The 17,116-nt window shown below is 42.9% G+C and carries 15 protein-coding genes; 7 read left to right on the top strand and 8 right to left on the bottom strand.

Going from position 1 to position 17,116, the window contains the following annotated elements:
• The first annotated feature begins 37 nt into the window (after positions 1-37).
• Together DXX92_RS12030 and DXX92_RS12035 are read left to right on the top strand one after the other, a co-directional pair.
• Positions 38-865 carry an oxidoreductase gene (locus tag DXX92_RS12030; RefSeq protein WP_116000659.1) on the top strand — a complete coding sequence of 276 codons (828 nt, stop codon included), beginning with the start codon at positions 38-40 and terminating at the stop codon, positions 863-865.
• A gap of 169 nt (positions 866-1,034) precedes the next feature.
• A complete protein-coding gene (locus tag DXX92_RS12035) occupies positions 1,035-1,325 on the top strand; it encodes a SelT/SelW/SelH family protein (RefSeq protein WP_220347656.1) in 291 nt (96 codons plus the stop codon).
• Between the two features lie 150 nt (positions 1,326-1,475).
• On the opposite strand, the gene DXX92_RS12040 is transcribed toward DXX92_RS12035, so the two are convergent.
• Positions 1,476-2,282 carry a peroxiredoxin family protein gene (locus DXX92_RS12040; RefSeq protein ID WP_116000661.1) on the bottom strand — a complete coding sequence of 269 codons (807 nt, stop codon included), beginning with the start codon at positions 2,280-2,282 and terminating at the stop codon, positions 1,476-1,478.
• A 220-nt stretch (positions 2,283-2,502) separates the two neighbouring features.
• Here DXX92_RS12040 and DXX92_RS12045 point away from each other — a divergent pair, with 220 nt between their 5' ends.
• Both DXX92_RS12045 and DXX92_RS12050 read left to right on the top strand, forming a co-directional pair.
• Positions 2,503-2,919 (top strand): VOC family protein, encoded by a 417-nt coding sequence (locus DXX92_RS12045; RefSeq protein ID WP_116000662.1) that lies wholly within the window; start codon positions 2,503-2,505, stop codon positions 2,917-2,919.
• A gap of 247 nt (positions 2,920-3,166) precedes the next feature.
• Entirely contained in the window at positions 3,167-4,996 is a 1,830-nt protein-coding gene (locus tag DXX92_RS12050) for a bifunctional diguanylate cyclase/phosphodiesterase (protein ID WP_116000663.1), read from the top strand.
• Positions 4,997-5,102: 106 nt separating this feature from the next.
• On the opposite strand, the gene DXX92_RS12055 is transcribed toward DXX92_RS12050, so the two are convergent.
• The gene (locus DXX92_RS12055) at positions 5,103-6,230 is read right to left on the bottom strand and encodes a pyridoxal-phosphate-dependent aminotransferase family protein (protein ID WP_116000664.1); all 1,128 of its coding nucleotides are present in this window, start codon (positions 6,228-6,230) and stop codon (positions 5,103-5,105) included.
• Positions 6,231-6,419: 189 nt separating this feature from the next.
• On the opposite strand from DXX92_RS12055, the gene DXX92_RS12060 reads away from it, so the two are divergent.
• Entirely contained in the window at positions 6,420-7,820 is a 1,401-nt protein-coding gene (locus DXX92_RS12060) for a M28 family metallopeptidase (RefSeq protein ID WP_116000665.1), read from the top strand.
• Between the two features lie 112 nt (positions 7,821-7,932).
• On the opposite strand, the gene DXX92_RS12065 is transcribed toward DXX92_RS12060, so the two are convergent.
• Both DXX92_RS12065 and DXX92_RS12070 read right to left on the bottom strand, forming a co-directional pair.
• Positions 7,933-8,823 carry a DUF4437 domain-containing protein gene (locus DXX92_RS12065; RefSeq protein WP_245961471.1) on the bottom strand — a complete coding sequence of 297 codons (891 nt, stop codon included), beginning with the start codon at positions 8,821-8,823 and terminating at the stop codon, positions 7,933-7,935.
• Between the two features lie 123 nt (positions 8,824-8,946).
• A complete protein-coding gene (locus tag DXX92_RS12070; protein WP_245961472.1) occupies positions 8,947-9,450 on the bottom strand; it encodes a GNAT family N-acetyltransferase in 504 nt (167 codons plus the stop codon).
• A 167-nt stretch (positions 9,451-9,617) separates the two neighbouring features.
• On the opposite strand from DXX92_RS12070, the gene DXX92_RS12075 reads away from it, so the two are divergent.
• Positions 9,618-11,468, top strand: coding sequence for a DUF885 domain-containing protein (locus tag DXX92_RS12075; protein WP_116000666.1), 1,851 nt, complete (start codon positions 9,618-9,620; stop codon positions 11,466-11,468).
• Positions 11,469-11,620: 152 nt separating this feature from the next.
• Here the strand turns inward: DXX92_RS12075 and DXX92_RS12080 are convergent, their stop codons facing one another.
• Positions 11,621-12,463 carry a mechanosensitive ion channel family protein gene (locus DXX92_RS12080; protein ID WP_116000667.1) on the bottom strand — a complete coding sequence of 281 codons (843 nt, stop codon included), beginning with the start codon at positions 12,461-12,463 and terminating at the stop codon, positions 11,621-11,623.
• Positions 12,464-12,550: 87 nt separating this feature from the next.
• Between DXX92_RS12080 and DXX92_RS12085 the strand changes: the two genes are divergently transcribed.
• On the top strand, positions 12,551-13,099 hold the full coding sequence (locus DXX92_RS12085; RefSeq protein WP_116000668.1) for a DUF2780 domain-containing protein: 549 nt from the start codon (positions 12,551-12,553) through the stop codon (positions 13,097-13,099).
• A gap of 92 nt (positions 13,100-13,191) precedes the next feature.
• Here the strand turns inward: DXX92_RS12085 and DXX92_RS12090 are convergent, their stop codons facing one another.
• The 3 genes from DXX92_RS12090 to DXX92_RS12100 all read right to left on the bottom strand — a co-directional run bounded on the left by DXX92_RS12090 (position 13,192) and on the right by DXX92_RS12100 (position 17,073).
• Positions 13,192-14,526: an HlyD family type I secretion periplasmic adaptor subunit gene (locus DXX92_RS12090; RefSeq protein WP_116000669.1), complete on the bottom strand. Its 1,335-nt coding sequence runs from the start codon at positions 14,524-14,526 to the stop codon at positions 13,192-13,194.
• 87 nt (positions 14,527-14,613) lie between these two features.
• Positions 14,614-16,299, bottom strand: a complete 1,686-nt coding sequence (locus tag DXX92_RS12095) for a type I secretion system permease/ATPase (RefSeq protein ID WP_116000670.1) — start codon at positions 16,297-16,299, stop codon at positions 14,614-14,616.
• Between the two features lie 54 nt (positions 16,300-16,353).
• Positions 16,354-17,073, bottom strand: coding sequence for a hypothetical protein (locus DXX92_RS12100; protein ID WP_116000671.1), 720 nt, complete (start codon positions 17,071-17,073; stop codon positions 16,354-16,356).
• Between the last annotated feature and the right edge of the window lie 43 nt (positions 17,074-17,116).

Here is a 17,116-nt window from a genome sequence, read left to right on the forward strand (position 1 = left end):
CCTTTTCGAAAAATTTAATAAATAGAAGGAAAATTAAATGAATTCTCAACAAGTTGTGCTCCTTACCGGTGCATCAGCAGGTATTGGTAAAGAAACCGCAAAAACACTGATCAAAGCTGGCTACAAAGTTTATGCGGTAGCACGTAGACTTGACGCAATGGCTGACTTAAAAGCCCTTGGTGGTATTCCACTGAGCATGGATATCACTCAATCAGAAGACATTGAGCGCGTAGTCAATCACATCATCAAAGAAGAAGGCAAAATAGATATCTTGATCAACAATGCCGGCTACGCCACGCAAGGCCCTGTTGAACAAGTACCTGTTGATGAAGCACGCCGCATGTTTGAAGTGAACCTGTTTGGCTTAGGCATGCTAACCCAATTGGTGTTGCCAAATATGCGCACTCGAAAAGCAGGTAAGATTATTAATATCTCATCTGGCGCAGGTAAAGTTTACTTTAGTATGGGCGCTTGGTACGTTGCTTCAAAGCATGCGCTTGAAGGTTGGAGCGATAGCTTACGGGTTGAGCTAAAGCCGTTTAATATTGATGTAGTGATTATTGAGCCAGGCGCTATTTCGACCGAGTTCAATGACGTTTCTCTTAACCCACTCGTTGAAAATTATGGCGATGGTCCTTACCGCGACATGGTAAACTCACTGGCCGAATTTTCTCGCGATGCTGAAAAAGACGATAAAGATAGTTCACCACCTTCAGTTATCACTAACTTAATTGTCAAAGCCATTAACGCTAAACGCCCTAAGCCTCGCTATGCCGGTGGTGCGATGGTAAAACCTGTCATGTTTGTGCGTAAATGGGGCGGCGATCGCCTTTACGACTGGGTCATCACTCGAATGGTGAAATAGGTAAAATAAGAGTACTCACTTGTTTTCGAGCACTTCTGGGTGTCTGTTAATAACTTCAGAAGTGCTGTTTTTCTCAACACTTAGCGCCTAACCTCAAATTCCTCACTAGACTCCCAACTTTAGTTAATACAAACTGACTTTATCTATCTAAAAATAAGTCTTAAAGCTGATGAACAAAATAGAAATTACTTACTGCGCAAAATGTCGCTGGTTATTGCGCGCAAGCTGGATGGCACAGGAAATTCTTTCAACGTTTGAAGAAGAAGTTGACGAAGTGAGCTTAAAGCCCAGCACTGGTGGTATTTACGAAATTGTTGCCAACGGCCAACTCATTTGGTCACGCAAAACAATGGGGCGATTTCCAGAAGTGACTGAGCTAAAGCAAGCCGTTCGTGATGTAATTGCACCAGAGCGAGATTTAGGTTGTATCGATCGCAAAACAGCTAAAAGTAATAGCTGATTTAACTTAGGCTTGCCTGTGATGTCCCATTTGGTAATTCAATGTAATTGAGGGTAACCCAGGCAACGCCTATGTCGCTCAGGTTTCTATTTACCAAAGCTATTAGTAACCAAAGCTATTAGTAACCAAAGCTATTAGTAACCAAAGCTATTAGTCACTAAAACTATTGGTAACCGCCGCCATTACACGTTCTTCACTCGCACGAATACGATAATCATCCGATTGGTCTATCCACACGATTTTGCCGTTTTCATCAACTAGCAAGCTTGTTGGAATAGCCATGGCTTTAAAGCGCATTTTCCATGGCAATGGCATCGCAATCCCAAATACGTTAAGTGTATCATCGGCAGTCGCCCCTAAGCCTTTGTGATGTTCAACACCGTATTGGCGAATAATAGCTAACGTTGGGTCGGCAATTAACTTAAAACTTAAGTTGTCACGCTTGGCATGGGCAGTGGTTTCAACCTCTGAGTCATTGGAAATAGCAACAATATCAATATTATGCGCTGCTAGCTTAGGTGTTAGGGCTTCAAACATGCTCAGCTCTGACGAGCAATATGGGCACCAAGAGCCACGGTAAAACTTTATCAATGTGCGTTTACCCGCAAGTTCAATCGTATCAAACTGCTCATTCGCAAATGGCAGCAATTGATCACCAACTTTTACTTTAATATCACCAAGCGGAGTTTTTCGTGTCGCTAAAAAGTAGCTAAATAACGCCGATGTAGAAAGGTTATTAAACGCCAACAGTGCAATAGCAATGCTCGCAAGATCAGCAGCAAAAGTGTGAGTTGCCAATGCCACCAAAGAAAGCAGTGAACTCACCACCATACCAACAATTAACAATAACGGTGCTCGTGGTGTTTTGCTTTGCTTAACTTTGGCAAAGTAATGCATCATCGCTAAATTCAGTAAAACAAAACCAATAATCGCCAAAGTAATAGAAGAAATTTCCACGCCAACCACCTAGTTATTCACAAGTTACTACATTGATTTATATTCTGATTATACACATATGCATACCGTTAGGTACAAATGTTAGTTTGTAGGTTCCTGTAGAACCTTTCAACTCGCCTTTCTCCTTGGTTTCCTGTTACTTAGCGCTATAATTGCGATGTTTTGATGGCTGGTGTTCAGCCGTTTGCTTGGAATTTATTTGGAACAATAAGAGACCGCTATGAAACTATTACATACCATGGTGCGCGTGCTAGATATCGATGCATCGCTCCATTTTTACTGTGATTTATTGGGCTTAAAAGAATTGCGTCGCCACGAAGTGCCAGAAGGTAAATTTACGCTGGTATTTCTTGCCGCAGAAGAAGGTGGCCATGAAATTGAGCTAACCTATAACTGGGGTGAAACAGAGCCATATAGCGATGGTCGTAACTTTGGTCACCTAGCCCTACGAGTTGAAAATATCTACGACACTTGTCAGCGATTGATGGATGCAGGCGTAACTATTAATCGACCACCACGCGATGGCCACATGGCATTTGTGCGCTCACCAGACGGTATTTCTATTGAACTATTGCAAGAAGGCCACTTAGCGCCACAAGAGCCGTGGGCAAGCATGGAAAATACTGGTACTTGGTAAGCAAAAGTATCCACCAAGGTCACATTAGCTTAACTAACTCTTCTATTGAGTAGTGTGGTGAAGCAAAGTTGTAAAACATAAAAAAGTCAGCAAGTTGCTGACTTTTTTGTTGTTTAGTTGCTAATTAATTAGCAACTAAGTTCGCTGCGTTGTCATTTTTTAGTCACATAACTTTCATAACATCAAGGTCTTACCAGCAAAGGCTTTATTGCTCTAGCGCTAGCATGTTGTATTAGTAGGCCCCTTTATGAAAAGTTCAGCGATAACAAAATCAGGACTTGAATCATTAATTCATTCAAAGAATTTTCGTTGCTTCTTCCAGCCAATCTTTGATGTTCACCAATCCACTGCCATTGGCTACGAAGCACTAGTTCGCAGTCCATTTGAGCCGCCGACGTTTAACCCAGCAGAATTATTTGATAAAGCTTTCGAATTTGGTTTACTCGCAGAACTAGAGCAATGCTGTCGCCGCATCGCCATCAAGCAATTTGTAAAGCTAGGCTTAGAAGGATTCTTGTTTCTCAACGCCAGCCCACTGGCTATCGAGCAAACTAAACATAAAGCGAGCTCTATGCCTGCCATGTTGCGCGACTATGACTTTGATCCTGCAAGAATCGTTATCGAAATTACTGAACGTTATGAGGCAACTGATGAGAACCTGTTAAAAACAGGATTACAACGTTATCGAGATCTAGGTTTTAAAATTGCCATTGACGATTTAGGTACAGGCCACTCAGGGTTAAAACAATGGTCTGAGGTTCGCCCAGACATCGTTAAAATCGACCGGTATTTTATTAGCGGCTGCCAGCACAATATTGTTAAACGAGAACTGATTAGAACCATTTTTGAGCTTGGCAAAACCACAGGTGTTAGCGTAATCGCCGAAGGGATTGAAAATGAAGATGAGTATCTGCTCCTGCGTAAGCTAGGCATGAAATATGTGCAAGGTTATTTGCTTGGCAAGCCACAAAGTGAGCCGGAAACCCAGCTTCCCAAACTTCTAGTAGAAAAGCCTTTGCAAAAAGATACCACTAAGCCAAATGCTCAATTCGAATTAAGTAAACTTATTCAACGAATCGAGCCAATTTTTGCAGATATTTCATGCAAAGCGGTATACAGCCAGTTCAAAGCAGAGCCAAATTTAAAAAGTATTGCCGTTGTTGATGATATGCAATTACCGATGGGCATGGTGTATCGCGATGAATTAACGGATCTGCTTTCATCTGACTATGGGCATGCCCTATATGATAAACAGCCCATAGCTAAAGTAATGCGGCCTGTGAGCTTAATGGTTGATGAGCATTCAAACCTAGATGATGTAAGTAAGTTTATTACTGACCATAGCGAGTTTGATTTGCACCCTGAATTTATAGTCACCACCCAAGGTAAATATGCCGGATTAGCCAGCGTTAGGTCTATCTTGAAGATGATGACCGAAGAGAAAATCATGCACGCTCAGCAGGCTAACCCATTAACCATGCTACCGGGCAATATTGTCATTGAACGCAAAGTTAATCAGTTAATAAGCCACAAACACGATTTTCAACTCGCTTACTTTGATCTTGATAATTTCAAGCCTTTCAACGATGTATATGGCTATGCCGCTGGTGATCAAGTGATCAAATTAGTTGCCGACGTTATCGTTGAATACAGTAATAAACACGGTAATAAGCACAATCAAGAGAACTTTATTGGCCATGTTGGTGGTGATGATTTTGTTGTTGTTTTTCAGTCTGGCGACGCCCTTGCCTGCTGTCAGGAAATTCTCTTGGTGTTTGAAAAACGTATCATTCAATATTTTGAGCTAGAGCATGTAAAACAGTCTGGATACTTTGCCGTTGATCGCGCCGGAAACTACACCTTAATCCCCTTGCTATCGCTATCCTGCGGTATTATTAGCCCTGACATTGAAGTAATTAGCTCAGTGCACGATGTTTCTGTACAAGCGAGTAAAGCGAAGAAAGTTGCCAAAGAAGCAACACGTGGAGAAGTGATTACTCTCAGGCAAGGCACTAACGGCCAAAAGCCAGAGCTTGGTTGCATTAACCAAGCGAATGTCGCTTACTTGCGAAACTAAACTTCAAAAAACTAAGCCTCAATAAACTAAAGCGTTTTAAGCTATGGATACAAAAAAGGCACGCTTATGCGTGCCTTTTATTAATGTTAGTTTTCTTGCCTGCGCTTTATTTACATTTAGCGATAGCTTGTTCTAACGCTGCTAAACATAAGGTGACATTTTCTTGTCGAGCGGCAAAGCCCATCAAGCCAATGCGCCATGCTTCGCCTGCAAATTGCCCAAGGCCAGCACCAATTTCTAAATTAAATTCATTTAATAAAAATGATCTTACTTTAGCATCGTCTAAGCCCGCTGGGATCTTGATAGTGTTAAGCTGAGCTAAGCGCTCATTTTCAGGCACGATAAACTCAATGTCTAACGCTGCTAGGCCTTCAGCCAATTTGTTATGCATGTTTTGATGACGTTGCCAGCTGTTTTCAATACCTTCTTCGTGCAGCATCACAAGCGATTCATGCAAGGCATAAAGTGAATTAACAGGCGCTGTATGGTGGTAAGCACGTTTGCCATCGCCAGACCAATAACCCATCACCAGTGATTGATCTAAGAACCAACTTTGGATTTTGTCCGTACGGCCTTTTAGTTTTTCAACCGCTTTTTCACTAAAGCTAATTGGCGAAATACCCGGTACGCAAGATAAACATTTTTGGCTACCTGAATAGATGGCATCAATTCCCCACTCATCTACTTTTAACTCACTGCCGCCTAATGATGTTACCGCATCAACAATCGTCAAACAGTCATATTTAGCCGCAATTTCACAAAGTGTTTTCGCATCAGAGCGCGCGCCCGTAGAAGTTTCAGCATGCACAAATGCCACAACACTAGCATCTGGATTCGCTTTTAACGCATCTTCTAATTGTTGTGGGTCAACTGCTCTGCCCCATGGTGAATCAACAACCACTAACTTGGCACCAATACGCTCAACATTTTCAATCATACGAGCGCCAAATACACCGTTGCGACAAACAACAACCGTATCTTGAGGCGTAACTAAGTTGACAAAACAGGCTTCCATACCGGCAGAGCCTGGAGCAGAAAGTGCAATTGTGTATGGGTTTTTAGTTTGAAAAGCATATTGTAAAAGCGCTTTAACCTCGTCCATCATAGTGACAAATTTAGGATCGAGATGACCAATAGTTGGTCTCGCTAAAGCAGATAATACACGTGCACTTACATCAGAAGGGCCAGGGCCCATCAAGGTACGTTGCGGTGGAATAAACGAAGAATAATTCATAGCAATAATATCCGATATTGTCTTTTGGGCAATGTAACATGTGAATACGCCATCAATTAAATTAATCCAAACTATGTAACGTATTCACAAATTTTATTTTTTATCTATTGCAAACTAAGCAGTTATTGCGCTTGTCGACAGTTTGAAAAATAGTAAGATTAGATCAGCCTAAAGTAAACAATAATAACCATGATGAAATTCAAACGTTTAGCCAGTTCTTGCTGTGTGTTGACAGCCACATTAGCTTTTATTAGCCAGCCAACACATGCTGAAATCCCCCACAATGCCGAAATATCTGCTTCTCAAGACCACGTCATTTCACTCGCCAACATCAAAAAAGATGTTGAGTTTTTAGCAAGTGATGCACTAAAAGGCCGCAAAGTATTTACGCCAGAACTAGATCGAGCGGCAAATTACATCGCCGCCCGCTTTAAACAAGCCAAACTTGAGCCCTTTAAAGCAAGTTACCGCCAGCAATTCGATATTTACAATATCAAACCAGCTGCTTTAGCGGTGACGCTTAATGGGAAGAAAGTGCCTGAAGCACAGATGGCATTGGCGAGTACCGCGAAAAGCTTTAATTGGACAGCGGATAGTAAGGTTGTAACCCATATTGTTAGCAAAGAACAAAATCTGCGCCAAACACTGAGCAAGATTAACCAGCAAGGGGGCGATCACTTCCTTGTTATTCACCCTAGCCACCAAGACTTATTCAAACGCTATCAAGCCTATTTTGCAAAAGGGTTAACCAAGCTAAGCAACACCCCAACAGGCACTATTTTGATGGTGCTTGACGGTAGTAAGCAGATTGATGAATACTCCGCATCAGGCAGCAATGTAGTGACCACAAAGGCACTAACCAATGTTATTGGTGTGTTGCCGGGCAAAACCAAACCTGAAGAGGTTGTGTTGTTTACTGCTCATTATGATCACATTGGTACTGTGCTTAGCGCCAGCAAAGATAGTGATGAGCATAGCAATACCCGTGGGCAACAAGACCTTATTTATAACGGTGCTGACGATAATGCCTCAGGTGTAGCGGGTGTGCTTAATCTCGCTAGATATTTTGCCGCAGCGAATAATAATGATCGGACACTAATATTCGTCGCCTTTACCGCTGAAGAAATTGGCGGCTATGGCCCAAAACACTTTGCTAAACATTTACCAGCAGATAATGTCGTGGCTATGGTGAACATGGAAATGATTGGTAAAACGTCTAAGTTTGGCGCAGGAAAATTATGGATGACAGGCTTTGAACGTTCTAATTTAGCGACAATTATGAATCAAGCAATCACACATCAAGCTAACCGCATTCAAGCAGACCCTTACCCTGAGCAGCAATTATTTTATCGCTCGGACAATGCCACGTTTGCAAGGATGGGAGTGCCAGCGCACAGCTTTAGTACGGTTCAACTCGATCAGGACAAGCATTATCATGCAGTTAGCGATGAAGTCGCGACATTAAACCTAGCGTCACTTCAGCAAGTGTTAGCCACAATTGCCAAAGGCATCAAGCCGGTTGTATCAGGTGTAGCAACACCGAGCCGGGTTGATTCCGCAAAAGTTGCCAGTGAAGGTAAAATCTATTAACGCTCACTGACTAAGTTTAGTTGTTCTCACTGAACAGATAACAAGTGACGCATAACGAAAAAAGGAAGCACACCATATGCTTCCTTTTGTTTTTATCGCCTATGCGAACAAGCTAGTTGCTGGTATTTAAAATTAGATGGCCATCGGTGCGAATATAAAGAATGCTTTCCTGCGCACTACGAAGCTGGTAGTTATTCGACTGATCAGCGCCCAAATAACTACCTGGCGCTAAACTTCTCACTTTGTTGGCATTATTGCTATCAACCAAACCTAGCTGCCCAGTAATAACAACCGCTCTGAACTCTTGAGCGCTACTAATTAATTGTCCGGCAAATCCTGCTGGTAGTTTAGTCAGCGAGCCATTAATTTCACCTTTGCTGGTATTTCCCCACAAGAAAGCACGCTCGCCCGCACCATACGGCTGCCATACCAAGTTATTTGCATGAAGGTTAATCGGCGCTTCACCATTGTTGAATGCTTGGTTTGATGGCTTGACTAAATATGGGCCACGGTCAATTTCTAGATAAATTAAATTACTCTCACCATTGGCGGCAGTAATGTGATCTTCGCCTGCAGGTTGTGTCCAGTAAGAACCCTTTGGCATCCACATTCTTGCTGCTGTAGGGTCGTCATTATGCAATAAGCCATTAATGACAATACCGCGATAGGTAATATTGTGAATATGTGGTGGCGAAGAAAACCCTTTCTTAAACCTAACTAACATACCTGTGGCTGTATCTTTTGTACGATCCCCCCACAAATTTGCGGCACCAGGGCTTTTGTCACCTCTAAGCGGGTTTAAGTAACCCCAATCAACATCGTCAGCTTCGATAATATCGACACCTTGTAGTTGAACATCAGCCGACAAACGCTTGACCAGCAGAGCTTCAGATGCATTAGATGCATTAGATGCTAATTCAGCCGACATTGGTTTGGCAAAAGCAAACTGGCTTGTTAGCGAAAGCGCTAGTATGAAAGATATGGCAACAGATAAATTGTTCATTAGGGTAACGTTTGCGAGCGATTAATAATTGCGGCAGAGGGTAACTTTATTCTGCGCGCTAAATAATCAACATTAATTTTAAACAGATTTAACTTACCTTTAATAATCGGTTACTGCCAAGTATTAAGGTGATGTGAAACGCATAAAATGTTGAAGGCTATCGGATTGCTCGATGACAAAGCCGTGGCGTAAATAAAGCTGCTTGGCAGGGTTATCAAGCAAGACATTAAGGGTCAGTGAACGCCCTTGTTCGCTGGCCTTGCGCTTACAAACCAGTAACACCTTATCGCCTATTCCTTTGTTTTGATATTCAGGCAAAATTTGAAATTGGCGTATGTGCAAGCTGCCATTTTCAATACCTAGCTTGATCAGGCCAACGGTCGAGTGGCCCAACTTGATTAAGAAGGAATCATTAAAATGCTCGTGAATTCGAGCCACGTGCTGCTCATCACTCATTTCAATGCCCGCCTTTTTCAAGTGGGACTCCATGGTTAACTTACGCAGGTAGGTTAAAAAGCCGATGTCTTGGTAACCCGCTTTAACAAACGATATCGTGACATTCGTTTGCTGGCGATTAGGGTTATGCTTGGCTTCTTTACAGGGCGTCGAAGATTGTTCTTGTGTCACGCGTTGTCTTAACTATCAGGCAAGGGATGATTTTCGCGCCAATATCGCGAATTTAGCCGCAATATTCAACCATTAGTCTTATCAATTGCGCTTTTTATCGTGCATTTCTTGCATTTACTAAATATTCCAAGGCAAACTCAACCAGTTATATAAATGAAGGAAGCAAGATGCAATTTAACAAGTCATTATTAGCTTTAGCCCTTAGCACTGCCGTTCTAGCAGGTTGTGGTTCAGAGCAATCAACAAACACAGCACCCGTTGCAGAAAAAGCCACAGAGCAACAAACCGTTGCCGCAGCACAAACTGAATCAGAAAAAGCGAATGCGCTATTTGATCAAATTTTTGACGAAGGTATTGATCGCAGCCCAATGATGCAGACGTTCTTAGGCATCAAAAAAGACTACGATAAATGGAATGACATTTCAGAAGAAAACGCACTTAAAGAACTGGAAATTACCAAACAAGATTTAAAGCGTATTCAAGCACTTGATGTGAGCAAGCTTGACCAACAAACAGCGGTTAGCTACGCCTTGTTAGAACAAAAATTACAACAAGAAATTGATGATTTTCAATGGCGCCATCACAACTACCCTGTTAACCAAATGTTTGGTTTACATTCGCAAGTACCAGCCATGCTGATTAATCAGCAAACGATTGCCGATGAAAAAGAAGCGAACGATTACATTGCACGTGTCAATGGTACGAATAAACTGATCAACCAATTAATTGACCAGCTAAAAATTCGTGAAGCGAAAGGCATTATCGCCCCTAAATTTGTATTCCCACATGTTATTCGTGATTCGAAAAACATTATTGCGGGCGCTCCTTTTGAAGCCGGTGAAGACGGCACAATTTTGGCTGATTTCCGCAAAAAGGTGAACAAGCTGGAATTAGACGATGCCAAAAAAGCAGCTTTAATCGCTGACGTTGAAAAGGCACTAGTTGAGCAATTAAAACCTGCTTACGACAGCTTAGTTGCGTATTTAATGGAACTGGAAACCAAAGCCGATACACGTGACGGCGCATGGAAGTTCCCTGAAGGTGAAGCGTTCTTCAATAATGCCCTAAACCGCACAACAACCACAGACTTAACATCTGATCAAATTCATGAAATTGGCTTAAGCGAAGTTGCACGTATTCACGATGAAATGCGCGCCATCATGAAAAAAGTAAACTTTGAAGGAGATTTAGCCGCATTTTTCGAGTTTATGCGCAATGACAAACAGTTCTACTACAACAGTGACGAAGAAGGTCGCGCTCGCTACTTAAAAGAAGCAACAGCATACATCGACACGATGAAAGAGCGCCTAGACGAGCTGTTCTTAAGCAAGCCAAAAGCTGGCCTAATTGTTAAAGCAGTAGAACCTTTCCGCGAAAAATCTGCTGGTAAAGCTTTCTACCAGCAGCCAACACCAGATGGCTCTCGCCCAGGTATTTACTACGCGAACCTTTACGACATGGAAGCCATGCCAACATATCAAATGGAAGCCTTGGCTTACCACGAAGGTATTCCGGGTCACCATATGGAAATTGCTATGAAGCAAGAGCTTGAGGGTATTCCAAAATTCCGTAAGTTTGGCCGCTACACCGCTTACACTGAAGGTTGGGGCTTATACTCTGAAATGATCCCGAAAGAAATTGGTTTCTATCAAGACCCATATTCAGACTTTGGTCGTTTAGCCATGGAATTATGGCGCGCCTGTCGTTTAGTGGTTGATACAGGTATTCACGCGAAAAAATGGACGCGCGAGCAAGGTATCGAGTACTACGTAACCAATACGCCGAATGCAAAGTCTGACGCAGTTAAAATGGTTGAACGTCATGTGGTGATGCCATCACAAGCAACAGCATACAAAATTGGTATGTTAAAAATTGTTGAACTGCGTGAAATGGCCAAAGAAAAGCTAGGTGACAAGTTCGATATTCGCCAATTCCACAACGTTGTGTTAAGCCAAGGTCCTGTACCGTTAAACGTACTAACCGATATGGTGAACGAATATATCGCGAAAAATAGCTAGCAAAATAGCTAAGCAGGATTACGCGTAGCGGCTTTTCATCAAGCTACGCATACTTTCGCTAACTATTATCAGCCCGTGATTAACTGTGTCTAACACGTTTAAGCACGGGCTTTTTTAGGTCTAAAATCAGCGCTATTTCTTAGTTAAAAACTCTATTGCCCTTCTAGCGGCTCACTTCCCACCACCTGAACATTTTGTGTAGGCGTAGGCATACTAATCCCCGCTTGTTTCAGCGCCTGATAAACACTTAAGTTCAATTGAAAACGCTGTGCGAAGTATTCAGCGGTAGGTACCCAACAGCGATAAACCAAATGAAACCCAAGTGGCGAAAATCGATCAATACCCACTTGAATTTTAGCGGCATCACTTAGCTTGCTGGCTAGGGTATCTTGAATTAAGCCAATTGCCACTTCAGGGTCGGCGTCATAGCCAATGGCAATTTCGGCCTCCATCAACTTGTTTTCTTGGCTATTGTGGAATATTTCCCCAACTACCTCTTTGTTGGGAATAAAAATGCGCTCACCATCTTCATTTCTAAGCACTGTCATCGCGAGTTTTATATCATCAACAATACCGCACCGCTCTTTTAAAATAATGGTGTCTCCTAGCTTGTAGGGCCTTGTTAAAATTATCGCCAACCCTGCGCCGTAGTTAGATATCGGCCCCTGAATCGCCAAACTAATACCAAATGTTAGCGCGCCTATGGCAGCGATTAGCGGAGCGATGGTAAAACCCAGTTGGCTAACCGCAACCACAACAAACAGTAGAATTACCGTTGTTTTGGCTAGGCTACTAAAAAAGCCGCTTAAGGTTGCATCAAGGTTTCGTTTTTCACAAACCTTGCGAACGAGTTTGCTAACCTTTGACGCCAGCCACCAACCAATAATCAGAATGATAACAGCACCAAGAATTTGGAAGCTGTATGTCACTAAATATTCTGCAATTAACTCGTAGAGTTTTTTAAATTCCTGCAACTGTGCCGGCATTTCATCCATGTGGTTCTCCCAATAGTGTTAAAAACTTGTATCTCATGATAATAATTGGGATATGATAACAAGCACAATAATTAATCAAGGAAAGTTATGTCTACTAAGCCTATCGCCCTATTACTAAGTTCCGCACTGTTGTTTTCAGCGCCATCTCACGCCGAAGGTTGGCTTGAAAGTTTAAAAAGTATGCTCGGTATTGGTACCAGCGAAAGCCAAGAAGCTGAACAACCTCAAGCCAGTATTGAAGGCTTGATGGCCAGCTTAAAGAGCTTGGGAGTTACCGAAGCACAAATTCAAGGCGGTTTAGCCGCGATTATGAATTTTGTCTCTAACAATATTTCGAGTGAAGAATTCAACCAACTTGCTGAAGCTTTACCTGGCAGCAAAGAATTGTTAGATGCAGTACCCGATATTAGCCAGCTCAAATCAGGCTCTGGCCTTTCTGGTTTGCTTGATAAGGCAAGTGAGTACAGCGACACCTTAAAAGCTGCCAATGATGTGAAAAAACAATTTGAAGTGATTGGCTTGTCGCCGGAGATGATTGGTCAGTACACCACTAAAATTCAAGAGTATTTAGATACACCAGAAGGCGCTCAAGCTAAACAAATTATTCAAGATAGCTTGGGGAAGCTACTCGGCTAGTACTTGTATAGTTTCATTCGTTTTTTGCTGTTAATTGGTACTACTCATTTCAGCTGCTATCAATAGAGCCTCCGTTGAGGCTCTATTTAGTTTTAACTTTCCCGCCAAGCCCGATCAATGGTGTCCACTAAAGGCTGTAATAAATATTCTAGCGCCGTGCGTTCTCCAGTTTGAATAAAAACTTCGGCGGGCATGCCAGGAATGAGTTCCAATTCATTGAGCTTTTTTAATTCGTCAGTGGATACACTCACCCTTACTAGGAAAAAGGTTACGCCACTGCGCTCATCTAACATACTGTCTGCCGACACATATTTTACCCGCCCCTGCAGTTCCGGCGTTGTGCGCTGCTGAAAGCCAGAGAGCTTAACTCGTGCTTGCTGGCCTACAATAACATCATCTATATCAGTGGGAGTGACTTGCCCCTCAATGATTAGCTTGTCATCTGCTGGCACAATTTCCAGCAATAACTGACCCGGCACAACGACCCCGCCAATGGTGTGAACGTTAAGACCCACCACAGTGCCAGTCACTGGCGCTTTTACCACCATTTGTTGCAAGGTATGAGCGGCAGCAATTTCACGCTCTTGCAAATCAATAATCTGTTGCTCAACTTCTTGTAACTCAGCTAACACTTCTTCATTAAAGCTGCGCTTGATTCGAATCAATTCTAGTTTTTTCTCATCAATACTTGAACGAGCTCCTGCGATTAAAGAGATAAACTCGCCACGCTCTCCTTCAAGCTGCGCCAGGTTGCGTTCAAGCTCCAAAAGTCGGCCGTTATCGACAAGTCCTTGCGCTCTTAGCTGTCTAAGGTTAACTAACTCGTCACTACTAATGGTCACTTGCCGCTCTGTGGCCTTTTTTTGAGCTCGATAGCCATCAATTTGTGTTAACAAATTGTCGATTTGCTGGGCTAAGATTTCTTGTTGAGATGTCTGAACTTCACGGCGAATAGCGAATAAAGATGTTTGCGCAGCTATCAACCCCTGCTTATCTTGGGCGCTTTTACCTTCAGATGGTTGTGTCGTGCGAACTAACGAAAAATCTGGAGCATTTATGCCATCTCGCTCTGCTTGCAACCTAGCTCGTTGAATACGAGCGGCAAATAAGGCACTGCGAACAACAGCTAACGAGGACTCAGCCTGAACAGGGTCTAGCAACACCATCACATCACCATTAGTAACTTGCTGACCATCTTTCACTAACACTTCACGTACGACACCACCATCTAAGTGCTGTATTTGCTTGCGATTAGTGTCTACTTTAATTTGACCAGAAGCAATAATGGCACTGGCAAGAGGCGCCGTCATTGCCCATAAGCCACTGCCCACAACAAAGACAATAATGATCAATAGCCCCAGTAACATCGGCTGTTTTATCGACGTATTTACGCTGGTAACTTTAGCTGCTTGAAAAGCGTTTGCCATATTTCGCTCGACATTAATTGATTCACTATAAATTAACTAATCCAAATTAAGTGCTAGCTAACTAGATATTAACTAATCCAAATTCAGTTAACTCGACTTTGTTTCCACTACCGGTCTGATCAACTGGCTCATAATTTCCTGTGTTTCACCAAAAGCGGCTATTCGCCCATCGCGCAGCACTAACAACTGATCTGTAACATTCATTAGCGCTGGTCTATGACCAATGACGATCACTGTTGCCCCTTGTTGCTTGAGCGCCACAATTGCTTTCATCACACTACGCTCGGCTTCTGCATCAAGTGATGAAGTTGGTTCATCTAATAGAACCAATTTAGGTTGCCCAAATACGGCTCTTGCCAGGGCAACACGCTGGCGCTGACCACCTGATAGAACTTCACCAAAGTCACCAGCGGCACAGTTATACCCTTGGTCAAGATGTAAAATCATGTCGTGCACACCAGCGAGTTGACCTGCTTCCATAATTTGCTCGGGTGATGCGTCGTTAAATCGCGCAATATTCTCTGCTATCGAGCCTGGGAACAATTCAACTTCTTGCGGCAAGTAACCAATATAAGGGCCGAGTTGCTCCCTGTCCCATTGATCATAAGTCGCATTATCTAGCCTTATCTCACCATGTATTGGTTTAACCAAGCCAAGTAATAATTTTCCTAACGTTGTTTTACCAGCGGCATTGGGGCCTGTAATGCCAAGCACCGTACCTGCTGATATGTGAAAGCTGATATCTTTTAACAACGGCGACTCACTGCCATCAAACTGATAAATAATATTTTTTACCGCCAAATTACCGACTGGCGCAGGCAAAGGTAAAGGCTCTACCGGCTCAGCAAAGTGTTGTTGAAACGCGATCAACCTTGCTTTGGCATCTCGTGCTTGAATAACCAGTCTCCAGCCACTAATGCACGCTTCAATTGGAGCTAACCCGCGCCCCATTATTATGGATGCCGCAATCATAACGCCCGGCGAGGATTCTTGTTGAATAACTAAGAATGCCCCCATGCCTAAAATACCGACCTGCAAGCTAAAGCGAATACCTTTTGATAGTGATGAAATATAGCCACTGCGCTGGGTTGCAACTGCGCTTGTCGCTAAGCTTTGCATGCGCGGCTCGCGCCATTTAGCTTTTAAGTTATCGGCCATACCCATCGCATAAATAGCGCTTTGCTGACGGGCACAAATATCGGTAAAACGATACGCTTCACCACTGGCGCTGGTGCTTTCTGATTGCACCTTGCGGGTTAAGCTTTCGCCGATAAGTGCTAGAGTGAATAAAACAATGGCACCAGCTAAAGCTAAATGTCCTAACCAAGGGTGTAAGACATAAATAAGCCCTAAATAAAGTGGTGTCCAAGGGGCATCCATAATCGCCGCCAATGCAGGGCTAGAGATAAATGAGCGCACCGTTTCAATATCTCGCAGTGGTTGGCTGTGGCCTCCTTGCTCTAATATGTTTTTAAAAGTATAGCTCGCGACATCATTTTCAAAGCGACAACCTACTCTTGAGAGTACAAGACTTCGCACGCTATCTAGAGCAATAAGCACCATCAGTGCAGCAATAGCAAACAAGGTCAAAAACAGTAAGGTCGGCTGACTCGCCGAGATCAGGACACGATCGTAAACTTGCAGCATATACAGCGGTGAAACTAACATTAAAATATTGATCACACAGCTAAATAGAATAACCGGAACAAGCGAGCGCTTAAGTTGGCTAAGCGCTCTATAAAAAGGGAGTTCGTCAGTATTACTGTCTGTCATCACAGAACAAACTTAATGTCAGGCTTGCGCAAAAGTCACTAAGTTAAGTAGGGGTTAGTGATGCAATTGCTTTGTGCTTCCACGATAAAATAAACCACTCAGAAGTACCATCACCATTAACCATAATGTGCTCGGTACAGGGATAGTTTGAACCACATTCCCCGTTAAGCTAAACGCCATATTGGCAGCAGGTACTTGAGGTATAATTTGATTACCAGAAAGCAGCAGGGCAGGAGGCGCTCCAGGTACACCATTCGCTGATTGCCAACCAACAGGGAGTGCGCCAATAGGCCCCGGGCTGCCATCAATAGTATTGTTAGATGCAGCAGCTACTTGAAAATAATAATTGCCAGACGCCAGTGATTGTGGTGTTGCGAGTGACAATGAATGTGAAAATAATTGGGTAATCGGATCCAGTACTTTAGTAATTTCACTATTAAAAACGGAGACCACTGTACTCCATATGGGCGCTCCAACAAGTAGGTTGCCGTTATCCTGATAAATGGCAATATCAAAAACATTAGACCTTGTTTGAAATAACGGATCTATGCTTTCAGACGTCCAAAAATCTATCTGGGTTAATTCAACATCGCTAGACAGAGAAAAGTTATCTATTAATTTAAACCCTGCGGTAGAAATGGGCCCAGATGCAACAGGGGATCGCGCGGTTAGCGGGTCTTGGCTAAACAACAATGCCGCATTGCTACTCGCGGTAAACAATAAACAAAACAACAACAATAGATGACTCAAACGTACGGATAATAACTTAACCATTCCTTGACTCCTTATTTTTGTTTTCTTCTGTATGTTATGGCAG

The organism is Thalassotalea euphylliae, from assembly GCF_003390395.1.
GTDB lineage: Bacteria > Pseudomonadota > Gammaproteobacteria > Enterobacterales > Alteromonadaceae > Thalassotalea_F > Thalassotalea_F euphylliae_C.